The 26,763-nt window shown below is 56.5% G+C and carries 20 protein-coding genes; 7 read left to right on the forward strand and 13 right to left on the reverse strand.

Annotated elements, in window-relative coordinates; all coding sequences use genetic code 11:
* Positions 1 to 86: 86 nt before the first annotated feature.
* Positions 87 to 407, forward strand: coding sequence for a hypothetical protein (locus ACLGE8_RS03460; RefSeq protein WP_410996457.1), 321 nt, complete (start codon positions 87 to 89; stop codon positions 405 to 407).
* Between the two features lie 9 nt (positions 408 to 416).
* Here the strand turns inward: ACLGE8_RS03460 and ACLGE8_RS03465 are convergent, their stop codons facing one another.
* Both ACLGE8_RS03465 and ACLGE8_RS03470 read right to left on the reverse strand, forming a co-directional pair.
* A complete protein-coding gene (locus ACLGE8_RS03465) occupies positions 417 to 1,598 on the reverse strand; it encodes an amidohydrolase (protein ID WP_410996459.1) in 1,182 nt (393 codons plus the stop codon).
* 12 nt (positions 1,599 to 1,610) lie between these two features.
* Positions 1,611 to 2,804 carry an MFS transporter gene (locus ACLGE8_RS03470; protein ID WP_410996461.1) on the reverse strand — a complete coding sequence of 398 codons (1,194 nt, stop codon included), beginning with the start codon at positions 2,802 to 2,804 and terminating at the stop codon, positions 1,611 to 1,613.
* Between the two features lie 136 nt (positions 2,805 to 2,940).
* Between ACLGE8_RS03470 and ACLGE8_RS03475 the strand changes: the two genes are divergently transcribed.
* The gene (locus tag ACLGE8_RS03475; protein WP_410996463.1) at positions 2,941 to 3,849 is read left to right on the forward strand and encodes a LysR substrate-binding domain-containing protein; all 909 of its coding nucleotides are present in this window, start codon (positions 2,941 to 2,943) and stop codon (positions 3,847 to 3,849) included.
* An 86-nt stretch (positions 3,850 to 3,935) separates the two neighbouring features.
* On the opposite strand, the gene urtE is transcribed toward ACLGE8_RS03475, so the two are convergent.
* The 4 genes from urtE to urtB are packed head-to-tail and all read right to left on the reverse strand — an operon-like array spanning position 3,936 to position 8,088.
* Complete coding sequence (urtE, locus tag ACLGE8_RS03480) at positions 3,936 to 4,634, reverse strand: urea ABC transporter ATP-binding subunit UrtE (protein WP_410996465.1); 699 nt, start codon at positions 4,632 to 4,634, stop codon at positions 3,936 to 3,938.
* 1 nt (position 4,635) lies between these two features.
* Complete coding sequence (gene urtD, locus ACLGE8_RS03485; protein ID WP_410996467.1) at positions 4,636 to 5,427, reverse strand: urea ABC transporter ATP-binding protein UrtD; 792 nt, start codon at positions 5,425 to 5,427, stop codon at positions 4,636 to 4,638.
* Entirely contained in the window at positions 5,420 to 6,496 is a 1,077-nt protein-coding gene (gene urtC, locus ACLGE8_RS03490) for an urea ABC transporter permease subunit UrtC (RefSeq protein WP_410996469.1), read from the reverse strand. The genes urtD and urtC overlap by 8 nt, the downstream gene beginning before the upstream one ends.
* Positions 6,496 to 8,088: an urea ABC transporter permease subunit UrtB gene (gene urtB, locus ACLGE8_RS03495; RefSeq protein WP_410996471.1), complete on the reverse strand. Its 1,593-nt coding sequence runs from the start codon at positions 8,086 to 8,088 to the stop codon at positions 6,496 to 6,498. Before urtB ends, urtC begins: the two co-directional genes overlap by 1 nt.
* 539 nt (positions 8,089 to 8,627) lie before the next feature.
* On the opposite strand from urtB, the gene iutA reads away from it, so the two are divergent.
* A complete protein-coding gene (iutA, locus tag ACLGE8_RS03500) occupies positions 8,628 to 10,838 on the forward strand; it encodes a ferric aerobactin receptor IutA (protein WP_410996631.1) in 2,211 nt (736 codons plus the stop codon).
* A gap of 159 nt (positions 10,839 to 10,997) precedes the next feature.
* On the opposite strand, the gene urtA is transcribed toward iutA, so the two are convergent.
* The 5 genes from urtA to ACLGE8_RS03525 all read right to left on the reverse strand — a co-directional run bounded on the left by urtA (position 10,998) and on the right by ACLGE8_RS03525 (position 19,463).
* A complete protein-coding gene (gene urtA / locus ACLGE8_RS03505) occupies positions 10,998 to 12,269 on the reverse strand; it encodes an urea ABC transporter substrate-binding protein (protein WP_185667235.1) in 1,272 nt (423 codons plus the stop codon).
* 65 nt (positions 12,270 to 12,334) lie between these two features.
* Positions 12,335 to 13,033 (reverse strand): GntR family transcriptional regulator, encoded by a 699-nt coding sequence (locus tag ACLGE8_RS03510; RefSeq protein ID WP_410996473.1) that lies wholly within the window; start codon positions 13,031 to 13,033, stop codon positions 12,335 to 12,337.
* A gap of 10 nt (positions 13,034 to 13,043) precedes the next feature.
* The gene (gene uca / locus ACLGE8_RS03515) at positions 13,044 to 16,661 is read right to left on the reverse strand and encodes an urea carboxylase (RefSeq protein WP_410996475.1); all 3,618 of its coding nucleotides are present in this window, start codon (positions 16,659 to 16,661) and stop codon (positions 13,044 to 13,046) included.
* Complete coding sequence (gene atzF / locus ACLGE8_RS03520) at positions 16,654 to 18,456, reverse strand: allophanate hydrolase (RefSeq protein WP_410996477.1); 1,803 nt, start codon at positions 18,454 to 18,456, stop codon at positions 16,654 to 16,656. The genes uca and atzF overlap by 8 nt, the downstream gene beginning before the upstream one ends.
* Before the next feature lie 272 nt (positions 18,457 to 18,728).
* A complete protein-coding gene (locus ACLGE8_RS03525) occupies positions 18,729 to 19,463 on the reverse strand; it encodes an SDR family oxidoreductase (protein WP_185667239.1) in 735 nt (244 codons plus the stop codon).
* A 96-nt stretch (positions 19,464 to 19,559) separates the two neighbouring features.
* On the opposite strand from ACLGE8_RS03525, the gene ACLGE8_RS03530 reads away from it, so the two are divergent.
* Positions 19,560 to 20,396 (forward strand): LysR family transcriptional regulator, encoded by an 837-nt coding sequence (locus ACLGE8_RS03530; protein WP_410996479.1) that lies wholly within the window; start codon positions 19,560 to 19,562, stop codon positions 20,394 to 20,396.
* 95 nt (positions 20,397 to 20,491) lie between these two features.
* Complete coding sequence (locus ACLGE8_RS03535) at positions 20,492 to 21,118, forward strand: LysE family transporter (protein ID WP_185667241.1); 627 nt, start codon at positions 20,492 to 20,494, stop codon at positions 21,116 to 21,118.
* A gap of 37 nt (positions 21,119 to 21,155) precedes the next feature.
* On the opposite strand, the gene ACLGE8_RS03540 is transcribed toward ACLGE8_RS03535, so the two are convergent.
* Both ACLGE8_RS03540 and ACLGE8_RS03545 read right to left on the reverse strand, forming a co-directional pair.
* Positions 21,156 to 22,886: a hypothetical protein gene (locus ACLGE8_RS03540; protein ID WP_410996481.1), complete on the reverse strand. Its 1,731-nt coding sequence runs from the start codon at positions 22,884 to 22,886 to the stop codon at positions 21,156 to 21,158.
* Positions 22,887 to 22,922: 36 nt separating this feature from the next.
* Positions 22,923 to 23,336, reverse strand: a complete 414-nt coding sequence (locus ACLGE8_RS03545) for a hypothetical protein (protein WP_410996482.1) — start codon at positions 23,334 to 23,336, stop codon at positions 22,923 to 22,925.
* Positions 23,337 to 24,710: 1,374 nt separating this feature from the next.
* On the opposite strand from ACLGE8_RS03545, the gene tdcA reads away from it, so the two are divergent.
* Together tdcA and tdcB are read left to right on the forward strand one after the other, a co-directional pair.
* Entirely contained in the window at positions 24,711 to 25,649 is a 939-nt protein-coding gene (gene tdcA / locus ACLGE8_RS03550; RefSeq protein WP_410996484.1) for a transcriptional regulator TdcA, read from the forward strand.
* Positions 25,650 to 25,747: 98 nt separating this feature from the next.
* Entirely contained in the window at positions 25,748 to 26,737 is a 990-nt protein-coding gene (gene tdcB / locus ACLGE8_RS03555) for a bifunctional threonine ammonia-lyase/L-serine ammonia-lyase TdcB (RefSeq protein ID WP_410996486.1), read from the forward strand.
* Positions 26,738 to 26,763 lie beyond the last annotated feature (26 nt).

Here is a 26,763-nt window from a genome sequence, read left to right on the forward strand (position 1 = left end):
TCCGCAGTTTATTAAATTATTTCCATTTATTTTAAATACAAAGATCCAACCGAAAGGAATATCGGATATATAAAAAGCAACAATAATTGTCGCTGAATAATATTATTTATAACAAAAGTTATTTAGCCGTTATTTTATCAACTTTAGTACAAATTGGCTCTATATTTAGGTATCCAATTCTGGACCCATTTCGAAATATAAAAAAACGAGGCAGAACAGTCGGTAAGGTAATACTCGAAAAGAAAGAGATGCTTAAGGCGGCGTTTGACGTGATTGGGGCGATTATTCTGCAGGCGCTGCTGCGCTCGCCGGAGCCTGAGCGGGAAGTGATGCGTTTATCTGAATGTGAGGGGCTTTCTGCCCGCACATTCGGTCCCCTCTCCCCTGAGGGGAGAGGGTTAGGGTGAGGGGTAACCCTACTCAAGATTCAACAACTGACTCACCAACGCAATATGGGTCTTAATCCCCACCGCCAGCGCATCTTCATCAATGCGGAAATGCGGGTTATGCACGTTCCACGTCGCCCCTTTCTCCTTATTACCGCAGCCGATAAACAGGAACGTCCCCGGAATTTTCTCCTGATATGAGGAGAAATCCTCGCTGCCGAACAGCGCCTTATCTTCCAGCTTCAGCGTGCCCGCCGGGAAGTGGCGGTCAATCGCTTCGCGGGCAATAATGTTGGTCGCCTCGTGGTTATTGCCCACCGCGTAGCCTTTCTGCCACTGGATATCGCAGCCCGCGCCGTGCGCTGCCGCAATACCGTTCACAATGCGCGACATCAGCCCCGGCACTGCTTCTCGTACCTGCTGATTGTGGGTGCGAAGCGTGCCCGCCAGGCGCGCGCTGTCAGGGATAACGTTATAGCTATCGCCCGCCTGGAAGGTGGCGATGGTCAGCACCGGCGCGGTGCCGGGGTCGATATTGCGGGCCACAATCTGCTGTAATGCGCCGACCATTTCAGCGCCGATGGTCACCGGGTCGATACAGTGCTGCGGCATCGAACCGTGGCCGCCTTTACCGCGAATGGTGATATCAAAGTTGTCGCTGGAGGCCACATAAACGCCCTCTTTTAAGGCGATCGTCCCCACCGGGCTGGTTGGGAAAACGTGCAGACCAAAAATATGCTCCACATCGTCCACCACGCCCAGCTCCACCAGTTCGCGCGCGCCGCCCGGCGGCACCTCTTCGGCAGGCTGGAAAATAAACTTAATACTGCCATGCAGCCGGTCGCGCAGCTGGCAGAGCACTTTGACCGCCCCCATCAGCATCGCCGCATGGGCATCGTGGCCGCAGGCGTGCATCACGCCGGGCACGGTTGAACAGAAGCTTTCACCGCTCTCTTCCTGTAGCGGCAGCGCGTCGATATCGGCGCGCAGCGCCCACATCGGCCCCGGATGCGCGCCGCGCAGCACGGCAATCACGCTGTTTTCCACCGGGCGGCTGATCTCCAGACCAGCAAACGACGCCAGTTCGCGGGCGATATAGTCCGCCGTTGGCTTCTCCTGAAACGATAAATCCGGATGGGCGTGAATATGGCGACGCCAGCGCAGCGCATCTTCAAAGGCCGCAGAGATTAACTGTTCAGTGGTGTGATTCATCAGATTTTCCTTCTACTCAACAACAGGCAGGCTGGCGACGGTACGGCGCTTCATCAGCGGCAGCACCGCCAGGGCGGAGCAGACCATCGCCAGTGACAGAAACGTAAACGCGCTGGCGTAACCGTGGGTGTTCTCCACCAGGTAGCCAATCACGATAGGTGAGACAAAGCCGCCCAGCGTGCCGCCGGTATTGATCAAGCCAATCGCCGAGCCCATCATATTTTCCGGCAGCCGCTTCATCGGCAGCGTAAAAGCGGTGACAAACGTCGCCATCAGGAAGACCTCACCGACGAACAGCAGCAGGCTGGCAGCCAGCGGCGTGGTGGCATGGAAGATGGCGAAAATCGCCACCGCGCTCAGCACCGCGCTGATGGCAATCACCAGCGGTTCGCGGTTGAGGAAATATTTGCCCACCAGCCAGCCGGTGCCGAGTGAGGAGATCCAGATCCCTAATCCTCCCGCCGCCACCACATAGCCGGAAGCCGACAGCGACATCCCCATATGCTGGACGAAGAATTTCGGCAGCCACGCCATCAGGCCATAGCTGGGGATGTTGACGCAGAAAATCGACAGAAACAGCAGGATAACCGTTGGGTTACGCCACAGCGCCGCGCCGGAAACGGACTGCTTTTTCACGCTCGGCATCACCTGCTGGCGCGGAACGCGCAGGGCAATCAGCGCGGCAATCACGCAGACCATCACCCCCAGTACGGTAAACGAGGTGTGCCAGCCCATCATCGCTAGCGCGTTCACCGCGATAATCGGCCCGATGGTCATCGCCAGCCCCGCAGAAGAGAGCAAAATCGACTGGGCGAAGGTGCGCTTCTCGACGCTGAAATTACTGACCACCGCCTTGGCGCACGAGCACGGGTAGCCGGAATGGCCCACTCCCGCCAGAAAACGAAACAGCAGCAGCAGGCCGAAACTCGCGCCCAGCGCGCCGAAGCAGAGTGCGAAAATACCCAGCGCCGCCAGCGACAGCACCAGCATGGTTTTGTAGCCAATTCGGTCGTTCAGCCAGCCGGCAGGCACCTGAAACAGGGAATAGGCGAGGAAGAAGATCCCGGTGATATAGCCCAACTGTTCGGCGTTAAGGCCAAACTCTTTTTCGATCGGCAATAACGCAAAACCGGTCACGGTCTTGTCGATGTAGACAAATACGTAGCCAATAAACAGCAAAAAGATCATTTGAGACTGACTTTTCATTATTTTTCCGCCTTGTGTCTCATGAAGATAGATGTTGTGTGAGGACGATTGCCCCTACGTATCCTGGCGCTTTACCCGAAAGGCGGGAAGATGTAATTTTTCTATAGGTGATGCTTTTTTCTGATAGGGGTAAGCGGTGAAATATTTACCAAAAGTGAACCAGCTGCAGGCGCTAAAGCAGGTGGCGCGCAGCGGCAGCATCCGTGCGGCCGCCCGCGAACTGGGGCAGTCTCAGCCCGCGCTTAGCCGCACGTTGCGTGAGCTGGAGCAAACCCTGGGGACGCAACTTTTACTGCGCAGCAAAGAAGGCATCACCCTGACCGAAGCAGGCTGCGCCTTTTCGCAGCGCGCGGAGTGGGTGCTGGAGGAGCTGCGTCGCGCCGCCGATGAGGTGGAGCAGATAAACCATGCCACTCACGGACGGCTGACCATCGGCTACTCGTCGCTCATTGCGCTAACGGTGTTTCCCGCCGTCGCCGACGCCTTTAAGCAGGCGCTGCCGCAGGTGGCGCTCACCCTCAAAGAGGGGCAGCTCTCTTCGCTGCTGCCCGGCGTGCGTAGCGGTGAGATAGACCTGGCCGTCGGTTCCATCGACCCGATGCACCCGCCGGAAGGGGTGATGATTGAGCCGCTGTTCACCACCCCGTTTTGCGTGGTGGCGCGCCACAGGCATCCGCTGGCGAATGAAGGAGATTTGATGGCGCTGCGGCGGGCAAAATGGCTGCTGCCGGAGTCGCCGATGGGCTACTACCAGCAGCTACAGAACGAGCTCGCCCACTTTTATCGCCAGTTGGCGATTGCGCCGCTGCGTACCGATTCGGTAATAACCGGGCTGAATATGGTGCTGGAATCCGACTACCTGACCATCGTCGCTCGCGCTATGAGCCAGCCGCTTAAGCTCGAAGGAAAAATCGTCACGCTGCCGGTCTCCACCCTGCCCGCCGCGCAGTATTGCGCGGTCTGGTCGCAGAAATCGGCGCTTACGGCCAACGCCCAGCAGTTTTTATCGCGGCTGCGCGGGGCGTGTCAGGGGTATAGCTGGTAGGGCTGATAAGCGTAGCGCCATCAGGCCATTCGGCGCACATTGCCGGATGGCGGCGTTGCCTTATCTGGCCTACCACGGCCCCACCGTTATATCGCCACCAACTGACGCACGCCCTGCGCTTCCATCTCTTCACCGCGCCCGCGCTGCACGATGGTGCCGCGCGACATCACCAGATAGCTGTCCGCTAGCTCGGCGGCGAAATCATAAAACTGCTCCACCAACAGGATCGCCATATCGCCGCGGTTGGCGAGGCTGCGAATCACCGCGCCGATCTCTTTGATCACCGACGGCTGGATCCCTTCAGTTGGCTCGTCGAGGATCAGAAGCTGCGGCTTGCACGCCAGCGCCCGGCCGATCGCCAGCTGCTGCTGTTGCCCGCCAGACAGATCCCCACCCCGCCGCTGCTTCATTTCGCGCAGCACCGGAAACAGTTCGTAAATCTCCTCCGGCACGCTTTTGGCCTGCGAGCCGGAAAAACGCGATAGCCCCATCAGCAGGTTTTCCTCGACCGTTAGCCGTGGAAAAATCTCGCGCCCCTGCGGCACGTAGGCAATCCCCTGCTGCACCCGCTGGTGCGGCTTGTAGTGGTTAATCAACTTACCCTGCCAGTGCAGCGTGCCGGATTTCGCCGGGATGATGCCCATCAGGCATTTCAGCAGCGTGGTTTTACCCACGCCGTTGCGTCCCAGCAGGCAGGTAATCTCGCCCGGCGTGGTCTCAAACGACAGGCCGCGCAGAATATGGCTGCCGCCGTAATACTGATTTAAATCACTCACCTGTAACATATTAGCGCCCCAGATAGACGTCGATAACCTGCTCGTTGGCCTGCACCTCGCGCAGCGAGCCCTCGGCCAACACCTGCCCCTGATGCAGCACGGTAACGTGGTCGGCAATGGTCTCAACAAAACCCATATCGTGCTCCACCACCATCAGCGAGTGCTTGCCCGCCAGCCCGCGAAACAGCTCGGCAATATAGTCCGTTTCGGCGTCGGTCAGACCGGCGGCGGGTTCATCAAGCAGCAGCAGATGCGGCTCCTGCACCAGCAGCATGCCGATTTCCAGAAACTGCTTTTGCCCGTGGGAAAGCAGCCCGGACGGGCGATGGCGATGGGCGGTCAGCCGCAGCAACTCCAGCACTTCGTCAATACGATCCCGCTGGCTGCCGTTGAGCGTGGCGCGCAGGCAGGTCCAGACCGATTTATCCATCTTCAGGGCGATTTCGAGGTTTTCCATCACGCTCAGCGCTTCAAACACCGTCGGCTTCTGGAATTTGCGACCAATGCCCGCGCGGGCAATCTCCACCGACGACAGCCCCATCAGGTCAACGTTTTGGTCGTAGGTGACCTTACCGCTGTCCGGCCGCGTTTTACCGGTGATCACATCCATCAGCGTGGTTTTCCCCGCGCCGTTGGGGCCAATCACGCAGCGCAGTTCGCCGACGCCAATCGACAGCGACAGGTCGGTCAGCGCGCGAAACGAGTCGAAGCTGACGTTGATATTTTCCAGCTGCAGCACCGGGTCGGTGGTCTCGCGGTAGCGGTCCTGGGGCTGCGGCTGGGTGAACAGGGAATCAGTCATGCTTTCTCCTTTTGAGCAGGCCAATCACGCCGCGCGGCAGGAACAGGGTGACGAGAATAAACATCAGGCCGAGGAAAAAGAGCCAGAAGTCCGGGAAGGCGACGGTGAAGAAGCTTTTCGCCCCGTTGACGATCCCCGCGCCGAGGATCGGGCCAATCAGCGTGCCGCGCCCGCCGAGCGCCACCCAGATAGCGGCCTCAATCGAGTTGGTTGGCGACATTTCGCTGGGGTTGATAATCCCCACCTGCGGCACGTACAGCGCCCCCGCCAGCCCGCACAGCACCGCGGAGAGCGTCCAGACAAACAGCTTGAAGCCTTTTGGGTCGTAGCCGCAGAACATCAGGCGGTTTTCCGCATCACGTACCGCGGTTAATACCCGGCCAAACTTGCTGCGGGTGAGGATCAGGCCAATCGCCAGCGAGCCCGCCAGCAGCAGCACGGTGGCGACAAACAGCGCGATGCGCGTACCGGTCGCCGACACCGGGAAGCCCAGCAGCGTGGTGAAACCGGTAAAGCCGTTGTTGCCGCCAAAGCCCGTTTCATTGCGGAAAAACAGCAGCATTCCGGCGTAGGTCAGCGCCTGGGTCATGATTGAGAAGTAGACGTCCTTAATGCGCGAGCGGAAGGCGAAGTAGCCGAACACCAGCGCCAGCAGGCCGGGGACGAGGATAATCAGGCACAGCGCCCAGGCAAAATGTTGGGTGCCGGCCCAGAACCACGGCAGCTCGGTCCACGACAGGAACGACATAAACGCTGGCAGGCCGTCGCCCGATGCCTGACGCATCAGGTACATGCCCATCGCGTAGCCGCCGAGGGCAAAGAACAGCCCGTGACCCAGCGACAGCAGCCCGGCGTAGCCCCAGACCAGATCCAGCGCCACCGCCACCACCGCGTAACACAGAATTTTACCCAGCAGCGTCAGCGTGTAGGTGGAGATAGCCAGCGGATTCTCCGCCGGTAGCAGCGCCAGAAACGGCAGCACCAGCAAAACCACCAGCGCCAGCGCCGCCAGCGAGCAGGTCAATCGCGGCGCACGCCGCGCGAGAGTTAACGTAATAGGTTGGCTCATCAGTCAATTACCCGCCCTTTGAATGCGAACAACCCCTGCGGCCGTTTCTGAATAAACAGCACGATCAGGACCAGAATGGCAATTTTGCCCAGCACCGCGCCTATCTGCGGCTCCAGCACTTTGTTCAGCACGCCCAGCCCCAGCGCGGCCACCACGGTGCCTGCCAGTTGCCCCACGCCGCCGGTCACCACCACCAGGAAGGAGTCGATGATGTACCCCTGCCCCAGCTCCGGGCCGACGTTGCCAAGCTGCGACAGCGCCACGCCGCCCAGCCCGGCAATGCCGGAACCAAGGCCAAACGCCAGCATATCCACGCGCCCGGTGGGCACCCCGCAGCAGTCCGCCATACGGCGGTTTTGCGTCACCGCCCGCACGTTCATGCCAAGACGGGTTTTGTTGAGCAGCAGCCAGGTCAGCGCCAACACGCCAATCACGAAGAGGATCACCGCAATGCGGTTGTACGGCAGCACCAGGTTTGGCAGCACGTTCCAGCCGCCGGAGAGCCAGGCGGGGTTCGCCACTTCGAGGTTCTGCGTGCCGAACAGCACGCGCACCAGCTGGATAAGCATCAGGCTGATGCCCCAGGTTGCCAGCAGCGTCTCCAGCGGGCGGCCGTAGAGGTGGCGGATGATGGTCCGTTCCAGCAGCATCCCGACCGCCGCGGTCATAAAGAAAGCCACCGGTAGCGCCACCAGCGGATACAGCGCCAGCCACTCGGGCGCCAGGCGTTGAAACGCGTCCTGCACCATCCAGGTGGCGTAGGCGCCAAGCATCAGCATCTCGCCGTGGGCCATATTGATAACCCCCAGCAGGCCGTAGGTGATCGCCAGCCCCAGCGCAGCAAGCAGCAAAATGGAGCCGAGCGAAATGCCGCTAAACGCCTGCCCCAGCCAGTCGCCCCACTTCAGGCGTTGCTGCACCTGCTTAAGGCTTTCGGCGGCGGCGGCGCGCACCGCCGGGTCGGGTTCATTTTGCGGCTGCGTCAGTCGGCTGAGGCTCGCCTGCACCTGCGGGTCGCTGGCTTCACCGAGCAATTTCACGGCGTTGAGACGCTGCGCCGCACGGCTATCGGAGAGCTGTAAATTGGCGACGGCAATCGCCAGCGCGGTATGTACACCGGCATCGGCTTCCACCGACAAACGCTGGCTAAGCATCGGCAGCTGGTCCTGTTGCGCGCTATTTTGCAAGGTGAGCGCCGCGTTCAGGCGCACCTTCACGTCGTTGCTGACCAGTTGATGCGAGGCCAGCGCGCTAGCCACCAGTCCGCGAATGCGGTTATTCATAAACACTTTTTTGGTGCTGCCAGCAGGCATTGCACTCCCTTCCAGCGGCGTTAGCTGACCATTTTTTTCCGTAAACAGCTGGCCCTCGGCATCGCTGACCACCGTTTCCTGGCTTAGCGCCTGCAATAGCGGCAGACGGTCAGCCTGCGGGGCGGCGGCCCACGCCTGAAGCAGCTGTGCCTGCTCGGCGCGGCTGGCATGACCGTAATCGGCCGCCGCACCGGCCCGCGCCGGAAGGCTGGTTAACAGGCCGCTTAGAAAGAGAAAGAGCAAGGCGGGGAAGTACAGCGCCGCGCGTTGTCTCATCATTATATTCATCGTTGAATTCCTGTTGGTATACAAGATGGAATTCAATTAGCAATGCCCATGCCAAATATATAAACAACTGATTTTAATCATATTAAAATAAAAACAATATCATCATTAAATATTCTATCGCACCGCCACAGCACATCCGCGCACGGTAATAGCGCAGTTCGTCATAGGGAAAATAAATAGATCTAATGACGGGTCAAAATAATTATTTATGCCCACACCATGGCTTATTCCACGTTATTACCATGGTTATTTCAGAGCGAAAAAAAATAAATCAAAGTGTGAAGAAATTAGCAACTATCAAAATCAGTTATTGATAATGAGAAACGTTATCTACAAAATTCCCATTTTCATTTTTTACCTCACTTGCTGCGTTCCGATCTTTCCCGCTATCGGCGCGGTTGCACCAGTCTCAGGCGATCGCCGTTCCCATCGAACGCCGTGCTCGCCGGGAAACATGCAGCATCACGCTGCTTCTTTAACTCACTACGCGCATCTTTGGGCCGATCGTTGTCTGCCCGTGCGCAGGAATGATGATGATTAATAAGAAATATACTCTCTGGGCGCTTAACCCCTTGCTGCTTGCCATGATGGCGCCCGCCGTCGCCCAACAAAGCGATGACGAAAATATGGTGGTATCTGCCAGCCGTAATAACCGCACCGTGGCCGAGATGGCGCAAACCACCTGGGTTATCGAAAATGCCGAACTGGAACAACAGATTCAGGGCGGTAAAGAGCTGAAAGACGCGCTGGCCCAGCTGATTCCCGGCCTGGACGTCAGCAGTCAGAGCCGCACCAACTACGGTATGAACGTGCGCGGTCGCCCGCTGGTGGTGCTGATTGACGGTGTGCGCCTCAACTCCTCGCGCACCGACAGCCGCCAGCTCGACTCCATCGACCCATTCAACATCGAACACATTGAAGTGATCTCCGGCGCGACCTCGCTGTACGGCGGCGGCAGCACCGGCGGGCTTATCAATATCGTGACCAAAAAAGGCCAGCCGGAAACCCAGGTCGAGTTTGAAGCGGGTACGAAGAGCGGCTTCAACAGCAGTAAAGATCACGACGAGCGTATTGCCAGCGCCGTCTCCGGCGGTAACGAACATATCTCCGGGCGCATGTCGGTGGCTTATCAGAAGTTTGGCGGCTGGTACGACGGCAACGGCGACGCCACCCTGCTCGACAACACCCAGACCGGGCTACAGTATTCCGACCGTCTGGATCTTATGGGCACCGGGACGCTGAATATTGATGAAAACCAGCAGCTGCAACTGGTCAGCCAATATTATAAAAGTCAGGGCGATGATGATTATGGCCTGAATCTGGGGAAAGATTTTTCGGCGCTGAACGGCACATCTAAGCCGTACGTCAGCAGTGGGCTGAACTCAGATCGTATTCCTGGCACCGAGCGTCACCTGATAAGCCTGCAATATTCCAACAGTGACTTCCTCGGCCAGGAATTAGTCGGTCAGGTTTACTATCGTGATGAGTCGTTGAAGTTCTATCCTTTCCCGACTGTCACAAAGGTCAACGATATCAACACGCTGTCGAGCTTCTCTGCTTCGCAGCAAAAGACCAACCAGTACGGTGCCAAGCTCACGCTGAACAGTACGCCGCTGGACGGCTGGCAGCTTACCTACGGACTGGATGCCGATCACGAGCGCTTTACCTCAAACCAGATGTATTTCGATAAAGGTCTGGCGAACGCTTCCGGCGGGATGAACAACCAGCAAATTTACACCACCGGGCGTTACCCTTCCTACGACATCAGCAACCTGGCGGCATTTTTACAGTCAAGCTACGACATCAACGAGATCTTCACCCTCAGCGGCGGCGTGCGTTACCAGTACACCGAGAATAAGATCGATGATTTTGTCGGTTATTCCGAGCAGCAGAAGATTGCCGACGGTACGGCCACTTCTGCCGATGCGATACCGGGCGGGTCTACCGATTACGACAACTTCCTGTTTAACGCCGGGCTACTGATGCACATCACCGAGCGACAGCAGACGTGGTTTAACTTCTCTCAGGGCGTGGAGTTACCCGATCCGGGGAAATACTATGGCCGAGGGAAATATGGCCCAGCGGTCAACGGGCATCTGCCGCTCGTCAATAGCGTTAACGTCGATGACAGCAAGCTGGAGGGGATCAAGGTCAACTCTTATGAGCTTGGCTGGCGCTACACCGGCGACAACCTGCGTACCCAAATCGCGGCCTACTACTCGCTGTCTGATAAAAACGTAAAGGCGAATAAAGATCTGACCATCAGCGTGGTGGACGACAAACGCCGCATTTACGGCGTGGAAGGCGCGGTGGACTACTTTATTCCGGACACTAACTGGAGCACCGGCGGTAACTTCAACGTGCTGAAAACCGAGTCGAAGGTCAACGGCAGCTGGGAAAAATATGACGTGAAGGTTGCCAGCCCGTCGAAAGCCACCGCCTATATCGGCTGGGCGCCGGACCCGTGGAGCCTGCGCGTGCAGAGCACCACGTCGTTTAAGCTGCGTGACGAAGCGGGCAATGAGATTGACGGTTACACCACTATCGACCTGCTCGGCAGCTACGCCCTTCCGGTGGGTAAGCTGAGCTTTAGCGTCGAGAACCTCTTCGACCGTGACTACACCACCGTGTGGGGTCAGCGTGCGCCGATGTACTACAGCCCTGGCTATGGCCCGGCGTCGCTGTATGACTATAAAGGCCGTGGGCGGACGTTTGGGTTGAACTATTCGGTGCTGTTCTGATAGTTGCACCGTGCATCAACCCTCACCCCAACCCTCTCCCTTAAAAAGGGAGAGGGAGTAGATTGTGCCAGAACAAAAATGGTGCACCTAACGGTTCCCTCTCCCCCTTGGGGAGAGGGCTAGGGTGAGGGGGTATTGCCCCTCACCCACAATCAAACCTTACTTCCCACCCGTTTTCACCGGCGTATCCGGCTTCTTATCATTCCCCGGAATATACGGGCTCCACGGCTGCGCACGCACCGGCTTATCGGTGTTCCACACCACGTTAAACTGACCGTTCTCTTCAATTTCACCAATCATCACCGGCTTATGCAGATGGTGGTTGGTCGCGTCCATGGTCAGCGTAAAGCCGCTCGGCGCTGCAAAGGTCTGCCCGGCCATCGCCGCACGCACTTTATCCACATCGGTGGTTCCCGCTTTCTCAACCGCCTGCGCCCACATATGAATACCCACATAGGTCGCTTCCATCGGGTCGTTGGTCACCACGGTATCGGCGTTCGGCAGCTTGTGCGCTTTAGCGTAAGCGCGGTAGTCCGCAACAAACTTCTCGTTCACCGGGTTGCTCACCGACTCAAAATAGTTCCACGCCGCCAGATGCCCCACCAGCGGTTTGGTATCAATACCGCGCAGTTCCTCTTCGCCAACGGAGAACGCCACCACCGGCACATCGGTAGCTTTAATGCCCTGGTTCGCCAGCTCTTTATAGAACGGCACGTTAGAGTCGCCGTTGATGGTGGAGATCACCGCCGTTTTACCGCCAGCGGAGAATTTTTTGATGTTAGCCACGATGGTCTGATAGTCGCTGTAGCCAAACGGCGTGTAGACCTCTTCGATATCTTTATCCTGAACCCCTTTCGAGTGCAGGAAGGCGCGCAGGATCTTGTTGGTGGTGCGCGGGTAGACGTAGTCGGTGCCGAGCAGGAAGAAGCGCTTCGCGCTGCCGCCGTCTTCGCTCATCATATATTCCACCGCCGGAATCGCCTGCTGGTTTGGCGCCGCGCCGGTGTAGAAGACGTTTGGCGACATCTCTTCACCTTCATACTGCACCGGGTAGAACAGCAGGCCGTTCAGCTCTTCAAACACCGGCAGCACGGATTTACGCGATACCGAGGTCCAACAGCCAAACACCGCCGCCACTTTATCCTGGGTCAGCAGCTGGCGCGCTTTCTCGGCGAACAGCGGCCAGTTGGAGGCCGGGTCAACCACCACCGGCTCGAGCTTTTTGCCCAGCACGCCGCCCTTGGCGTTGATCTCATCGATGGTCATCAGCGCCACATCCTTCAGCGGCGTTTCGGAGATCGCCATGGTGCCGGAGAGCGAATGCATAATGCCGATTTTAATGGTGTCTGCTGCGTATGCCTGCAAAGAGAAGCCCATGCTCAAAAAGGTGGCCGACAGGGCAAATGCTTTCAGTAAAGAACGTCTTTTCATGACCAAAACCCCTAAACGATATTGAGTGATAAAAGTTCCCCACCAGGATGGGGCGGATGCCACAACTACGGTGAAACGGGTTGTAAACGGGCCTGCTGTAGCCGATGTAGGGTTATTTTTCTGACCTCGGCCTTACTCTGTGAAATATGCGCAGTGAGGACCCGCTGCGCCTCTTCAGTTTGCTGCTGCACAATGGCGCGAAGCACCTGCGCATGTTCGCTGTAGGTCGCATCCACACGGTCCTCGCGGGTGAAGTCGAGGTGGCGAATAATGCGCATTTTTTCCGTCAGATCGACGTGCACGCGCGCCATCTCGCCGTTGCCGGTGGCGCTCACCAGCGCGGTGTGAAACGCCTCATCGTGACGAGAGAGTTCCTTGCCCGGCGGCATCTGCGGCGCGTCGCACCAGAAAGCGAGCAGCGGCGCGAGGTGGGCCACGCGCTCCTGCGACGGCATGGCGCACAGGCGTTTCACCGCCTCCATTTCCAGCACGATGCGAAAGTCGTACAGCGCTTCGAAATAGGTGAAGTCGAACGGTTTAACCTGCCAGCCGCTGCGTGAATAAACCTGCACATAGCCTTCATGCTCGAGCCAGAACAGCGCCTGACGCACCGGCGTGCGGCTGGCCGCCATGCGCTCGGAGATCTCGTTTTCACTAAAGTGTTCGCCGGGCATCAGGCGGAAATCAAAAATGTCGTTTTTCAGCGCCAGATAGATGCGCTCCGCCAACCCCGCCGCGCGCTTTTTGCCGTTCGTTTCCGTCATACGCCGCTCCCTATTCCATCCACAGCAGTGCGTCGCCCGGGCTCACCGGGCGGCCCGGCTGGCAGCCGATGCGTTTAACGATGCCCGCCTGCGGGGCGTGAATCGCCAGCTCCATTTTCATCGCTTCCACGATGATGAGCGGTTGACCGGCCTCCACCGCCTCACCCGGCGCGACCAGCACTTTCCAGATATTGCCGTTCATATCGGCGGTAACCGGCAGCGCACCATCGTCGATGACCTCTTCCTGCATCGGCAGCAGGCTTTCAACGTCAGCCTCCTGGTCGTCCAGATGCCAGCGCTCCACCTCCGCTTCAAACGCCGCAGACTGCAGTTGACGGAAACGGGCGATATCAGCAGCGTTGTCATCGAGGAACTGCAGGTGCTCGGCAAAGTCGAACACCGTCTCTTCAATGCGCACCGCCGCGCGGCCTTCGCGGAAATCATCACGTAGCTGAGTCAGCTCCGCTTCGCTCACCGGGTAGAAACGCACCTGGTCGAAGAAGCGCAGCAGCCACGGCTCGCCGTCGTTGAACTGCGCGTTTTTAAGGAATTTGTTCCAGATGGGCAGCGTGCGCCCCACCAGCTGATAGCCGCCCGGTGAGTCCATGCCGTAGATGCACATGTACATGCCGCCAATGCCCACCGTGCCTTCGGCGGTAAAGGTGCGCGCCGGGTTGTACTTGGAACTTAATAGGCGGTGACGTGGATCAACCGGCACTGCGCACGGCGCGCCGAGGTAGACGTCGCCCAGCCCCAGAATCAGATAGCTGGCGTCAAACAGGGTCTCCATTACCGCTTCACGGGTCGGCAGGCCGTTAATACGTTGGATAAAATCGACGTTGTTCGGCAGCCACGGCGCGGTCGCACGCACGGTATCGGCGTAGCGGCTGACGGCGTCCAGCGTGGCGCTGTCTTCAAAGGCCATTGGCAGATGGACGATGCGCGACGGCACCTTCATGCGGGAAACGTCGCCAATACGCGCCTCCTGCTCCAGCAGCAGTGCCACCAGCGCGGGCTGGCTGATTTCACGGCTGTCGTAACGTACCTGCAGCGAACGCACGCCGGGAGAAAGCTCTTTAATCCCCGGATGCGCCCGTTCGCGCAGCTGCTCCATCAGCACGTGAACGCGCAGGCGCAGCGCCAGATCCAACACGTTTTCGCCGTACTCAATCAGGATGTAGTTGTCGCCCGCCTGGCGATAAACAATCGCCGGGGTGCTGAAGGTTGCTGGCAGCGACACCAGCCCGGCGGCGGAAACGCCGTCGCGGTCGGCAAGTGACGGCATGGCAAACTCTGGCAGCGCGGTGGTTTGCAGGGTTTCCACACTGCGGTCCTGGGCGTTTTCCCGCGCCACCGCATCTTCCACGCTAATCGGGTAGAAGCGAATGCGGTCGCCCGGCTTCACCTGCCCCACTTTCCACAATTCCGCTTTGGCGATGGTCACCGGGCAGACAAAGCCGCCGAGGCTTGGGCCGTCGCGGGTGAGGATCACCGGGAAGTCGCCGGTAAAGTTGATCGCGCCAATGGCATATTCGCAGTCATGAACGTTTGACGGATGCAGCCCCGCCTCACCGCCGTTCGGGCGGGTCCAGCTCGGTTTGGGGCCGACTAAACGTACGCCAAGGCGGTTGGAGTTGTAGTGCACCTGCCAGTCGCTGGCGAAGAACTCGTCGATAGCTTCCTGGGTGAAGAAGTCCGGCGCGCCGTGCGGCCCGTAGAGCACGCCAATGCGCCAGACGTCGCCATATTCCGGGATCAGCGCCGTCGAGAGCGCCTTCGGCTCAGAAATGGGCGCAGGCGTAGTGCAGGCCGCCAGCTCAGGACGTGAGATGGGCAGCAGGTCCGCGACCTTCAGCGTGCGCCCCGCGTGGCCGCCAAACTGCCCCAGCGCGAAGGTAGAACGGCTGCCAAGATAGACCGGCACATCGAGGCCGTTACGCACCGCCAGATAACCACGACAGCCGCTTTGGGCACGCCCCAGGCTCAGGGTTTGCCCTGCTTTCACCGCTACCGGTTGCCACATCGGCACGCCTTCATCGTCCAGCTTCGCCTGACAATCTGCCCCGGTCAGGGCAATCAGCGCGTCGGCGTGGAACTGCAGCACCGGCCCCTGCAAGGTGAACTCCAGCCCGGCCGCCGATTCGTGGTTGCCGACAATGCGGTTCGCCAGGCGGAAGGCGAAATCATCCATCGGGCCGGACGGCGGCACGCCAATATCCCAGTAGCCCTGACGGCCCGGATAATCCTGCACGCTGCTCCAGGTGCCGGGCTGCAATACTTCAATCACCGGCGACTGCGCCACCACGCTATCAAGCATGCGCGTCCAGGCGGTGCCGCTGACAAAGGCTTCACTGGCGGTAATCTGCCGCAGGTAGTCGAGGTTGGTGGCGATACCGTGCAGCCGCGTGGCGTCGAGCGCCGTCGCCAGTTTTGCCAGCGCCGCCGCGCGGGTTGGTGCATGGACAATCAGCTTGGCGATCATCGGGTCGTAAAACGCAGAAACCTCGCTGCCGGTGGTGACGCCGGTATCAATACGCACATCGTCCGGGAAAACCACTTCGCTCAGTACGCCGGGGCTCGGCTGGAAGTTTTTCAGCGGGCTTTCGGCATAAATGCGCACTTCAATCGCCGCCCCCTGCGGCGCTCTTGCCAGACGCGTCCAGTCGATAGGTTCATCGGCCGCCACGCGCAACATGCACTCCACCAGATCCAGCCCGGTCACACATTCGGTTACCGGGTGTTCAACCTGGAGACGAGTATTCACCTCGAGGAAATAAAACGCGTCCAGCGCCGCATCGTAGATAAACTCCACCGTCCCGGCGCTGCGGTAGTTCACCAGCTTACCGAGCTGCACCGCGGCATCAAGAATCGCTTTGCGGGTCGCCGCCGGAAGATTTGGCGCAGGCGTCTCTTCCACCACCTTCTGGTTGCGGCGCTGGAGCGAACAGTCGCGCTCGCCGAGCGCCACCACGTTGCCTTTGCCATCGCCAAAAATCTGCACTTCGATATGGCGCGCGCGGTCCACGCAGCGCTCGACAAACACGCCGGCATCGCTGAAGAACTGCTCGCCCAGACGGCGCACGCTCTCCCAGCCCTGCGCCAGCGCCTGTGCGTCGGCGCAGCGCGTCAGGCCAATCCCGCCGCCGCCCGCCGTGCTTTTCAGCATCACCGGGTAACCAATGTTCTGCGCCGCTGCCAGCGCGTCGTCGAGGGAATTGAGCAGTCCGGTCCCCGGCGTCATCGGTACGCCCGCTTCGGCGGCCAGTTCACGAGCGCGGTGCTTCAGGCCAAATTCGCCAATCTGCTGCGCAGTGGGGCCGATAAACACGATACCCGCCTTGTCGCAGGCATCGGCAAACGGCAGGCTTTCTGAGAGAAAACCGTAGCCGGGCCAGATGGCCTGCGCGCCGCTTTCCCGCGCGGCGGAAATAATCGCGTCAATCTTCAGGTAGCTGTCGCTGGCCTTTTCGCCGCCCAGCGCCAGCGCGATATCGGCCTGCTTAACGTGTTCGGCGTTTTTATCGGCGTCGGAGTAGACCGCGACGCTGGTGATGCCCAGACGTTTCAGGGTTCGGATCGCGCGGCAGGCAATTTCGCCACGGTTGGCAATCAGCACGGTGTTAAACATGGTGGTTCTCCTTACGGGCAACCCAGTGCCGCCAGCCCTTAAATTCGGTAATGTCCACGGCGTCGTTCAGCGCCGCCGGTTCACAGATAAAGCCTTTCACCCAGCGGCCATCGCAGAGTTCCAGCGAGCCAATGCCCAGCGGCGACGGAATTTCCGCCACGAACTCGCCAAAGCGCGCCAGCGGGATATCCCACAGCTCCACCTCAATCGCCGCGCCGGAGGCATCACGCGCCAGCCCCGGCTTTTGCGGCTGGGTATTGGCCAGCGCGTACAGGCGGTAGGTCGCCGCCGTCTGCGTGGCTTCAACGAAGACCGCGTTGCGGGTGGTGAGCTGGAAGTTGAGCGGCATACCGCGCAGGTGCGCACCGACCACGGCAATGCGCGCGTGGTGCGGCGATGGCGGCAGCGTGGCGGCGCTTTGCATGAACGCCAGCCCGGTCGCCCCTAATGGCAGCGCCAGCTGTTGCTGCCAGCGTTGACCAAAGTCCGCCAGCGCCCGGTCGTGCCACGCGGGGGCGAGAAGTGTGATACCTGCTGGCAAGCCATCGGCGCGGAACGGCGCGGGTAGCGCCAGCGCGCTGAGATCGGCTAGGTTGGTGAAGTTGGTGTAGGTCCCGAACTGGGAGTTGAAGCGAATGGGTTCCTGTTCCATCTCCGCCAGGGTGTGGATGGTTGGCGACGTTGGCACCACCAGCGCGTCAACCTCGCTCAGCGCCTGCTGGATTTTTTGCGCCAGCTCGGCGCGCAGGTACTCGGCGTTATAGGCATCGACCGCGCTGTAGTTGAGGCCCGCAGAGACGATGGTGTAAACGGTCGGGTCCATCTGCTCGGGGTGCTGGAGCATATCGCCCACCGCCGCCGTGCGCTCGGCTACCCACGGCCCCTGATACAGCTGTTCGGCAAGCTGAGTAAACGCGGAAAAGTCGATAGGTTTCAGCGTGACGCCGCTTTCACACAGCGCATCGATAGCCTGTTCCCAGGCCGCCTGCGCCTGCACGTCGCCGAAGAAGTTCAGCGTTTCCGGCACGGCAAAGGTTGGGTTCGCCGCAAGCGTAGCGGGTGCCGTCGCCGGGTTGGCGCGCGAGTAGGCATCTTCGCTATCAACGCCACCCGCCAGCGAGGCGATATAAAAGGCATCGTCTACCGTCAGAGCAAACACCGACAGCGTGTCGTTGAGGCGACAGGCCGGAACCACGCCTTTGGCAGAGAGCCAGCCTTTGGTCGGTTTGAGGCCGACGATATTGTTAAACCCGGCGGGCACGCGCCCGGAACCGGCGGTGTCGGTACCAAAGGCGAACGGCACCAGGCCACGCGCCACCACCGAGGCCGAACCGGAGCTGGAGCCGCCGCTGACGTAGTCGGAGTTGAAAGTATTGACCACCGCGCCGTACGGAGAACGGGTACCCACCAGCCCGGTGGCGAACTGATCGAGGTTGGTTTTACCCACCACAATCGCCCCGGCAGCTTTTAGCTGGGCCACCGCCGTCGCATCCTGTTCGGCAATATATTCAAACGCCGGGCAGGCTGCGGTGGTCGGCCATCCCGCCACATCCACGTTGTCTTTGACCGCAAACGGAATGCCAAATAATGGCAGGGCTTGCGGGTTATTTTGATACAGCGGAATTAACGCGGCTAATTGTGCCTTCAACTGCGCTTCGCTGGCGATGGTCAGCCACGCGTTATCCTCTGCAGAGAAGGTATTAACATGTTCAATTAAAAGCGTAAGAACGGAGTCGCTGTCCTGACTGATTTGCTGACGCCATGCGGCCAGCGTTTGTCCTGTCATTAATGCCATCGTTGAATTCCTGTTGGTATACAAGATGGAATTCAATTAGCAAGGCACGTGCCAGATATTTAACAATATGTTTTTATAGAGTTTTTAAATTAAGAAAGGAAATGACAATAATATTATCACGCACCGTAAAAGCACATCAGGCGCAATAATAGTGCAGCAGGTCATAGGAAAAATAAATATCAGAAAGGTGGGGTCAGAATTATCTATTATGAAAATGACCGCATTAATAACAATGTTATTAATGCGGCTAGCTATTTTTATTTTACGATAAATTATGCGCCCTGACGGGTCGCCGCCAGCACAATTTCACGGATACAAACGTACTGCGGCTGGGAATAGGCGTACTCAATAGCATGCGCCACGTCTTCCGGGCTCAGCACTTTACCGCCCATATCCTGCTTCCAGCTCTGATAACCGGCTTTAATATCGTCGCTGGTGGTGTGGCTCAGCAGTTCGGTTTCCACCGCACCCGGTGCAATCACCACCACGCGCACGTTGTGCGGCGACAGCTCTTCACGCAGGTTTTCGGACAGGCCGTGCACCGCAAACTTGGTGCCAACGTAGACCACGTGGTTCGGGAAGGTTTTGCGCCCGGCAATAGAGCTAATGTTGATGATGGTGCCCGCTTTGCGCTCAATCATCCCTTTGGTCACCGCATGAACGCCGTTCAGCAGCCCTTTGACGTTCACGTCGATCATCTGCTCCCACTCGTCCGGGTTTTGATCGTCGATATTGCCCAGCAGCATCACGCCCGCGTTGTTGACCATCGCATCAACCGGCCCAAACTGCTGTTCCGCTTCGGCAATGGCATCGGCCACCGCCTGACGGTTGGTGACATCAACCGAACGGCACAGGGTGCGCGGCAGATTCAGCGCCGTCATACGATCCACACGACGCGCCAGCAGCAGCAGCGCATGTCCACGTTCTGACAGCAGTTTTGCAGTGGCCAGGCCAATCCCGGAGCTGGCGCCGGTAATCACGACTAATGGTTTAGATGCAGCGTTCATTGGTATTCCTCATAAATAAAATTGATGGCGCTACTTTAAATCGGGATGAGAATGGTGAAAAATGGTTTGTTTTTTTCACAGCCATAAAATAAATCTATGGATAAGCGACAGCTCAGCGCCTTCATCTGCGTATTTGAAGAGCGCAACATTACCCGTGCAGCCGAACAATTAAGTCTGACACAGCCTGCGCTCTCTGCCACCGTGAAAGCGCTGGAAGAGGAACTCGGTACGCAACTCTTTGTACGTAAACCCCGCGGCGTGGAGGTGACGGAAGATGCGCGTGCGCTCTATCCGCACGCCTGCCGTATGCTCCAGGAGATGGCAACCCTCACCTCGCGCTTTCGTAAACGCCAGGACCGCGCGCCGCTAAATATCGGCGTCGAGCAGGACATCGCCTCGCCGTGTCTGGCCTCACTGCTACAGCGCATTCGTCTTGAGATGCCGGATACGCTGGTCACGCTCGACCCTGGCTGTACCGGGGATATTCGTCTCGGCTGCGAGAGCCTGCGCTGCGAAGACGAGCTGTTTATGCCACTGTTCGATGAGCACTATATGCTGGCGTTCCCCAGTGACCATCCGCTGGCGCAGGTGGCGGAGCTTACGCTGGAGCAGCTCTATAGCTACCCTTGGGTGATGTATCCGGCCCACGATTCTCATCAACGCTTCCTGCCGTTTTACGGCACGGCAGCCGGTGCGCCCAGCGCCAATGCGGGCAGCTTTACGCTGGCGCTGGATCTGGTCGAGGCGGGGTTTGGTCTGGCGATTGCGCCACACTCGCTGATAGCGGCCCGCTGCGACCTCAGCGCCCGGGCGCTGCCGGGGTATCCGCTGCTGCGGCGGATTGGCATTTGCTATGCGGTTCAGGCGGTGGAGAACCCGGCGGTCAATCAGCTGCTGGAGCAGCTCAACGAGACGGCAGAGCCAGCAGGATAAAGCGCGGATAATTACGCGGAAACCTTGATTCCGGTCATAGTGGGTTTTGTGATCCCGCTCTAATTTATTCGCCTTCCCGATAAGAGACCACCCTAATGTTCATACCTTCTATTGGTGCAACGGCGTTCGTTGCGTCTATTGCCACGCTCGGCATTTTGTCTCCCGGCCCGGACTTCTTTATGGTGATTAAAAACGCCGCGCGCTATCGCCGACTGCCCGCCATGATGACTGCCTTTGGCATCACCTGCGGCGTGCTGACGCATATGTCTTACTGCGTAGCCGGCCTGGCGGTGGTGATCACCACCACTCCGTGGCTGTTCGATATTCTGAAGTACGCGGGGGCCGCCTATCTTATCTGGGTAGGTCTGCTGGCACTGCTGGCACGCGGGCATAAAAGCATGGACATGACCGGGGTGGTACAGCAAGAAACCACGCTGAAAAAAGCATTTCTGCAGGGCTATCTGTGTAACCTGCTGAACCCTAAGGCCACGCTGTTCTTCCTCTCGATTTTTACTCAGGTACTGAACGTGAAATCTGGTTTTCCGGAAAAACTGTGGTACGCCGGGGTGATCCTCACCGTTTCCGTCATCTGGTGGCCGATGCTGGTGGTACTGATCCAGAGCGCGCCGGTACGTCGTGGGCTGGCGAAGGCACAGAAGATTATTGATAAGATGCTGGGTGGGCTACTGATTGCACTGGGAATTAAGGTCGCGCTGAGCTGATTACCTGCTTTTGAAGATGCGCGACCTCACTGACAGTTTATTTCGCTGATTTAGCTTTCTGATTAAACTGATATTTAATAAGGGTGTAAGGGAATACACCTTCAGGAAGCTGATCCGGAGGATAAACATCGGATGCCATACAGTACACGATGATTTCTCCTCCGCGCCCTGCCAGCGTCAGGGCCTGCTCTATCACATACGGAAGTTTGTTATCCACAGTGACAGACACGCCTTTTTCGTTATTCAGCGTTTTCCCTTTCACGACCGACTCGGTCATGTCGAATCGCACCGTTTCTCCCGAAGCCACTTTCCCGTTGCCCTTACGCGTCTGAACAAAAAAGAGGGTGCCATTACGCTTAATCAGCGCCTTCCCGCTAGCCAGTTTCTCCAGCTGTTTCACCCCCTCACTGTATTTTTCCTTTTCACGCTTTGCCAACTCGGTTATCAGAGCACGATAGCTGTCCTGCAACGTCGTGCTGTCGAGTCGAACCTTGCTATTGACGCCATCGGACAGCCCGGCAATCAGCAACGCCGCAGATAAATCAGCCCCCAGATCCCGGTGTAACATGAGGGTTCGCTGGAAGTTGCCGGCTAATATTGCACCGCTGGCATACGCCTGCTTTTGCCTCTCGGTTTTCAATTCTGGCACAGCACTGGCGGGCTGATTCGCCTTCTCCTGGCGCTGACTTTCTACCAGCGCCGTATGCTGCCCTGTCAGTTCTGTCAGCTGTTTACGGAGATCGTCTCTTTCCGCGGTGAGCGTTTTCAGCAGAGCCTCTGTCTGGCCCGACTTTTCCACCTGCGTGGCGGTTTTCAGGGCTGCGTTCTCCTGTTGCAGGGATTTTACCTGCGCCAGTGCCCCCGCCTCGGTAGCAAGCGATTTATTCAGATTGCCGTCTATTTGCACCAGCTCTTTTTGCAGACTCTCTCGCGTACTGTTGAGCTCGTTAATCTGCTGTTGCAGGGCGTTAATCTGCTGCTTCGCACTGCCCTGAGCGGTTTGACTGTTTTCCTGCAGTGCCGACAGCGCCTGCTGCGACTGCGTTAACTTCTGTTGTAAGCTGTCACGCTGACGCCTCAGCTCAGTCACCTCAGCCTGCATGGGCTTACCCTGCTGTGCTACAGTTTTCAGGGCCGCACTCTCCTGTTGCAGAGATTTTACCTGCGCCAGCGCGGCCTCCCCCGAGGCAACCAACTGCTGCTGGCGAGCATTCGCCTGTTCAAGCTGTTTCTTCAGGTCATCACGCGTACTGGCGAGTGCAGTTATCTGTTTGTGCAGGTCGTCGCTCTCGGACTGCGCCTTCTTGAGCTCTCGCAGCGCCTTTTCCCTCTCAGCCAGAAGTGTGGAAGCCGCTGGCTGAGCGGGAACCGGAGCGTGTAGGGCCGCTCGCTGCAGGTCAGCCACCTTCTGCTCAGCTGCCACCCGGATGGTTGTCTGCTGCTTTAGTTGTCGTTCCAGAGCAGATAACGCCTGCCTCAGCGCAGTCTGCTCTCGTACCGATAGCTCATTTTTCTTACGCAGTATGTTGTTCTGGCGGGCAAGACTGGCTTTTAGCTTTTCATTCTCATTTCTCAGCAACTGCAGCGTCTTGTCTTGAGAGACCGCCATTGGGGCGGCGGCGGGCGGCACAGCACGCTTATTCTCCACTGGCGCGGCTGAAGGCGGGACATCCACGTCCGCTATTACGGATAAAAAATCATCGGATGCCGGTTCCCGACTCTGTGCGGGAGTGATATACCCAAGTCCGGCAACCACCAGACTCATCATGCTGAGACGGAATATCCGCTTCCTGTTCATTTGTCATTATCTCCCGACACTCTCGCCATGCTTGAGTTCCGCCAGCAATAGTTGCGATACCGTGTTACAGGCATCATTAACTTTAAACTGGTACATCGGGGTCAGCGTATCCGTATTACCGGTGCTCAGATTCGATGATACCGAGGCATAATACTTTGCGGCTCGGATATATTGATACAGTGTATCCACCGGCTGGTTATACTTCTGCTGATTGAATTTAAGCAGCAGTTTTGCCTCAAACAGGCAGGTCGTCAGCTGCTTTTTCGTCATATCGTCCGTCGGCGCCTTTAGCTGTGCGTCCTGACTACTGCTTAACACAGGCTGGCCCTGTGCGGGGGTCACCGTTGTTTTTTTAACGCCCTGACACCCGCCGAGGACAAGAAGTATGGATAACCAAACCATTTTTTTATATGTGTTCATAATATCCCTGGTGTATATTTCACTGATTAGAAGTTACGAGAATCGCCCAGAACCAGGACATGCAGTCAGGAAAAGTGCCTCCCGGTTTCGAAGACAATAATTAAACCGGGCCAATTCCTATCGTGCTGTGAGAATGACGTCCTGAATATATTCCCGCATTCACTGACAATAGAAAACATCATCATCCTTAAATTAAGGTCGACATCATAGTCATTTATTCACACCTGAGCAATCTGATATTATTTCAATAATATGCCGAATACATTGCCGCTATAAATATACATTTTAATTATAATTCCAGCCGCGTAATCGCGTTAACACTGACGAGTAAAGCATGCTCCAACGGCCCCCCTCATCAGCCCAGCGTCTGGCTGAATTACCCGTCCGGTGGTGTTGACTCGAATCTACTGGATACCGCTGGCACAGCATCTCTTCCTGGTTTGCACATCGCGCGCTCATTAAATTATTTAGGTGAAAACTAAACGCCTATATTTAATTAACGAGATCTTAAATTAATAATTACATTTGCAATGCTATCATCTGGTAATTGTTGTAAAAAAAAACCTATCCTGAATGAAAACGGTATCGATTTATTCAATTATCTGGCCACTCAGAAAATTAACTGTTTTTATTGATACATCGCACCTCTGGTGACGACATTAAAAAAGCCCCGACGCAGGGACCGATAGCGGGTTGCTTATAACCAGGCCGCTTGATCTGCGTTGGACGTCGGCCCTAACGCCATCCGACCACGCCACGCAACAGAGGGCGGACAACAAGAAAGCAGATCTGTGAGCATCAACACAAAACACTGCCCATGAAACTTTTTACAACACAAAACAAAAGAAACCGATTTCACAACCAAAACGAACACCCAAAAAATGAGCAAAAAACCATAGTTAAATAAATGTTAATTATGATAACGACCTGTAATATATAATTTTATAATTAATAACTAATACGTATCTTTCAGAACAATCACGGAAAAAAAATGTGATACTCGGCATTCTTTAATAAAGATAATGGTTCATTTAAAATTTAAGTTGATAAATTACACATTAAATTTAAGTCATTTATTGACCGTTAATCACCCGATAATTGCTTGAAAGTTCGCCAGATGGTGATTATTAACGACGCCCAAAAAAGGTCATCGTTATCGCCATAAAATATTTTTATCCCCCCATCATTTTTTGACAAAAATCAGAACAACACGCTATAAGAAAAACAACAACCGATTGATATATAACAATTTTATTAAAAAACCATAAAGCACAATAATTCACCAAAAGGTAATTTGTGAGTGCTCGCACAAATCACCGACCTATTAATTTGTTACACTTATTTCCGTCAACAAAGTAATTAACACGGATTGTTATGAACACATTTATTCTCCCTAAAATACAGAATCTGGTGGTCTTTCAGGAAGTGATCCGTAGTGGTTCTATTGGTTCTGCGGCTAAAGAGTTGGGATTAACGCAGCCAGCAGTCAGTAAAATCATAAACGATATTGAAGCTTACTTTGGTGCCGAGCTTATCGTTCGGAAGAATACCGGCGTCACGCTGACTCACCCAGGCCAGGTGCTGCTCTCCTGGTCGGAATCCATCACCCGTGAGATGACCAACATGGTGAATGAGATGAACAGCATGACCGACGATGCAACGGTAGACGTCTCGTTCGGCTTTCCGTCACTGATTGGCTTCACCTTTATGTCTGACATGATTCAAAAGTTTAAAGAGGTGTTCCCGAAGGTACAGATCTCGATGTTCGAAGCGCAGCTCTCCTCGTTCCTGCCTGCCCTGCGCGATGGTCGCCTGGATTTCGCGATTGGCACCTTAAGCGATGAGATGAAACTGCAGGACCTGCACGTGGAGCCGCTTTTTGAGTCAGAGTTTGTGGTGGTGGCGAATAAGTCACGAACATGCAGCGGTAACCCCACGCTGGCTTCGCTGAAAGACGCACAGTGGGTGTTACCACAAACCAATATGGGCTACTACAGCGAACTGCTTATTACGCTACAACGAAATGGCATCAGCATTGAAAACATTGTTAAGACCGACTCGGTGGTCACTATTTATAATCTTGTTCTCAATGCCGATTTTCTGACGGTGATTCCTTGCGATATGACCGCACCTTTTGGCTCCGACCAGTTTATTACGCTCGAGGTTGAAGAAGCACTGCCCGTGGCGCGCTACGCTGCCGTATGGTCAAAGAATTATCGAATTAAAAAAGCCGCATCAATTCTGGTGCAATTAGCAAAGGAATACTCGGCCTGCAATGGACGCAGGCGAAAACAAATAATAAACACTAAATAAGCCAGTAATTTAAATACCTAATATCTATGCCGCCGATCGCGCTATCGGTCTGCGGCAACCAATATCTATTACCCTAACATTTTGGTTATGAGGTTATAATGCATATTACATACGATCTCCCGGTTGCCATTGAAGATATTATTGAAGCCAAACAACGCCTGGCTGGTAAGATTTATAAAACCGGCATGCCTCGCTCAAACTATTTTAGCGAGCAGTGCAAAGGCGATATTTTCCTGAAGTTCGAAAATATGCAGCGCACCGGTTCATTTAAAATCCGCGGCGCTTTTAATAAGCTCAGTTCATTGACCGAAGCCGAAAGACGCAAAGGCGTGGTGGCCTGCTCGGCGGGCAACCATGCGCAGGGCGTTTCGCTTTCCTGCGCAATGCTGGGCATTGACGGCAAAGTGGTGATGCCAAAAGGCGCGCCGAAGTCTAAAGTGGCGGCCACCTGCGACTACTCCGCTGAAGTGGTACTGCACGGCGATAACTTCAACGACACCATCGCTAAGGTAAGCGAGATTGTTGAAATGGAAGGCCGTATTTTTATCCCGCCGTATGACGACCCGAAAGTCATTGCTGGGCAAGGCACTATTGGTCTGGAAATTCTTGAAGACCTGTACGATGTCGATAACGTGATTGTGCCTATTGGTGGCGGCGGTTTAATTGCTGGTATTGCCATCGCCATTAAATCAATTAACCCAACCATCAAAGTGATTGGCGTACAGTCGGAAAACGTTCACGGTATGGCGGCCTCTTATTATGCCGGTCATGTGACCACGCACCGAACGACCGGCACCCTGGCGGACGGCTGTGACGTCTCTCGCCCGGGTAATTTAACCTACGAAATCGTTCGTGACCTCGTCGATGATATTGTTCTGGTCAACGAAGATGAAATCCGCAAAAGCATGATTGCCTTAATTCAGCGTAATAAAGTCGTGACCGAAGGCGCTGGTGCGCTGGCCTGTGCCGCATTATTAAGCGGCAAATTAGATAGCTATATCAAAAACCGAAAAACGGTCAGCATTATTTCTGGTGGGAATATCGATTTATCTCGCGTATCGCAAATTACCGGTTTAGTTGACGCTTAATTTCATCATTAATTTCTCGTTGAGGA

Source organism: Kluyvera sp. 142486, from assembly GCF_046569695.1.
Classification (GTDB): Bacteria; Pseudomonadota; Gammaproteobacteria; order Enterobacterales; family Enterobacteriaceae; genus Kluyvera.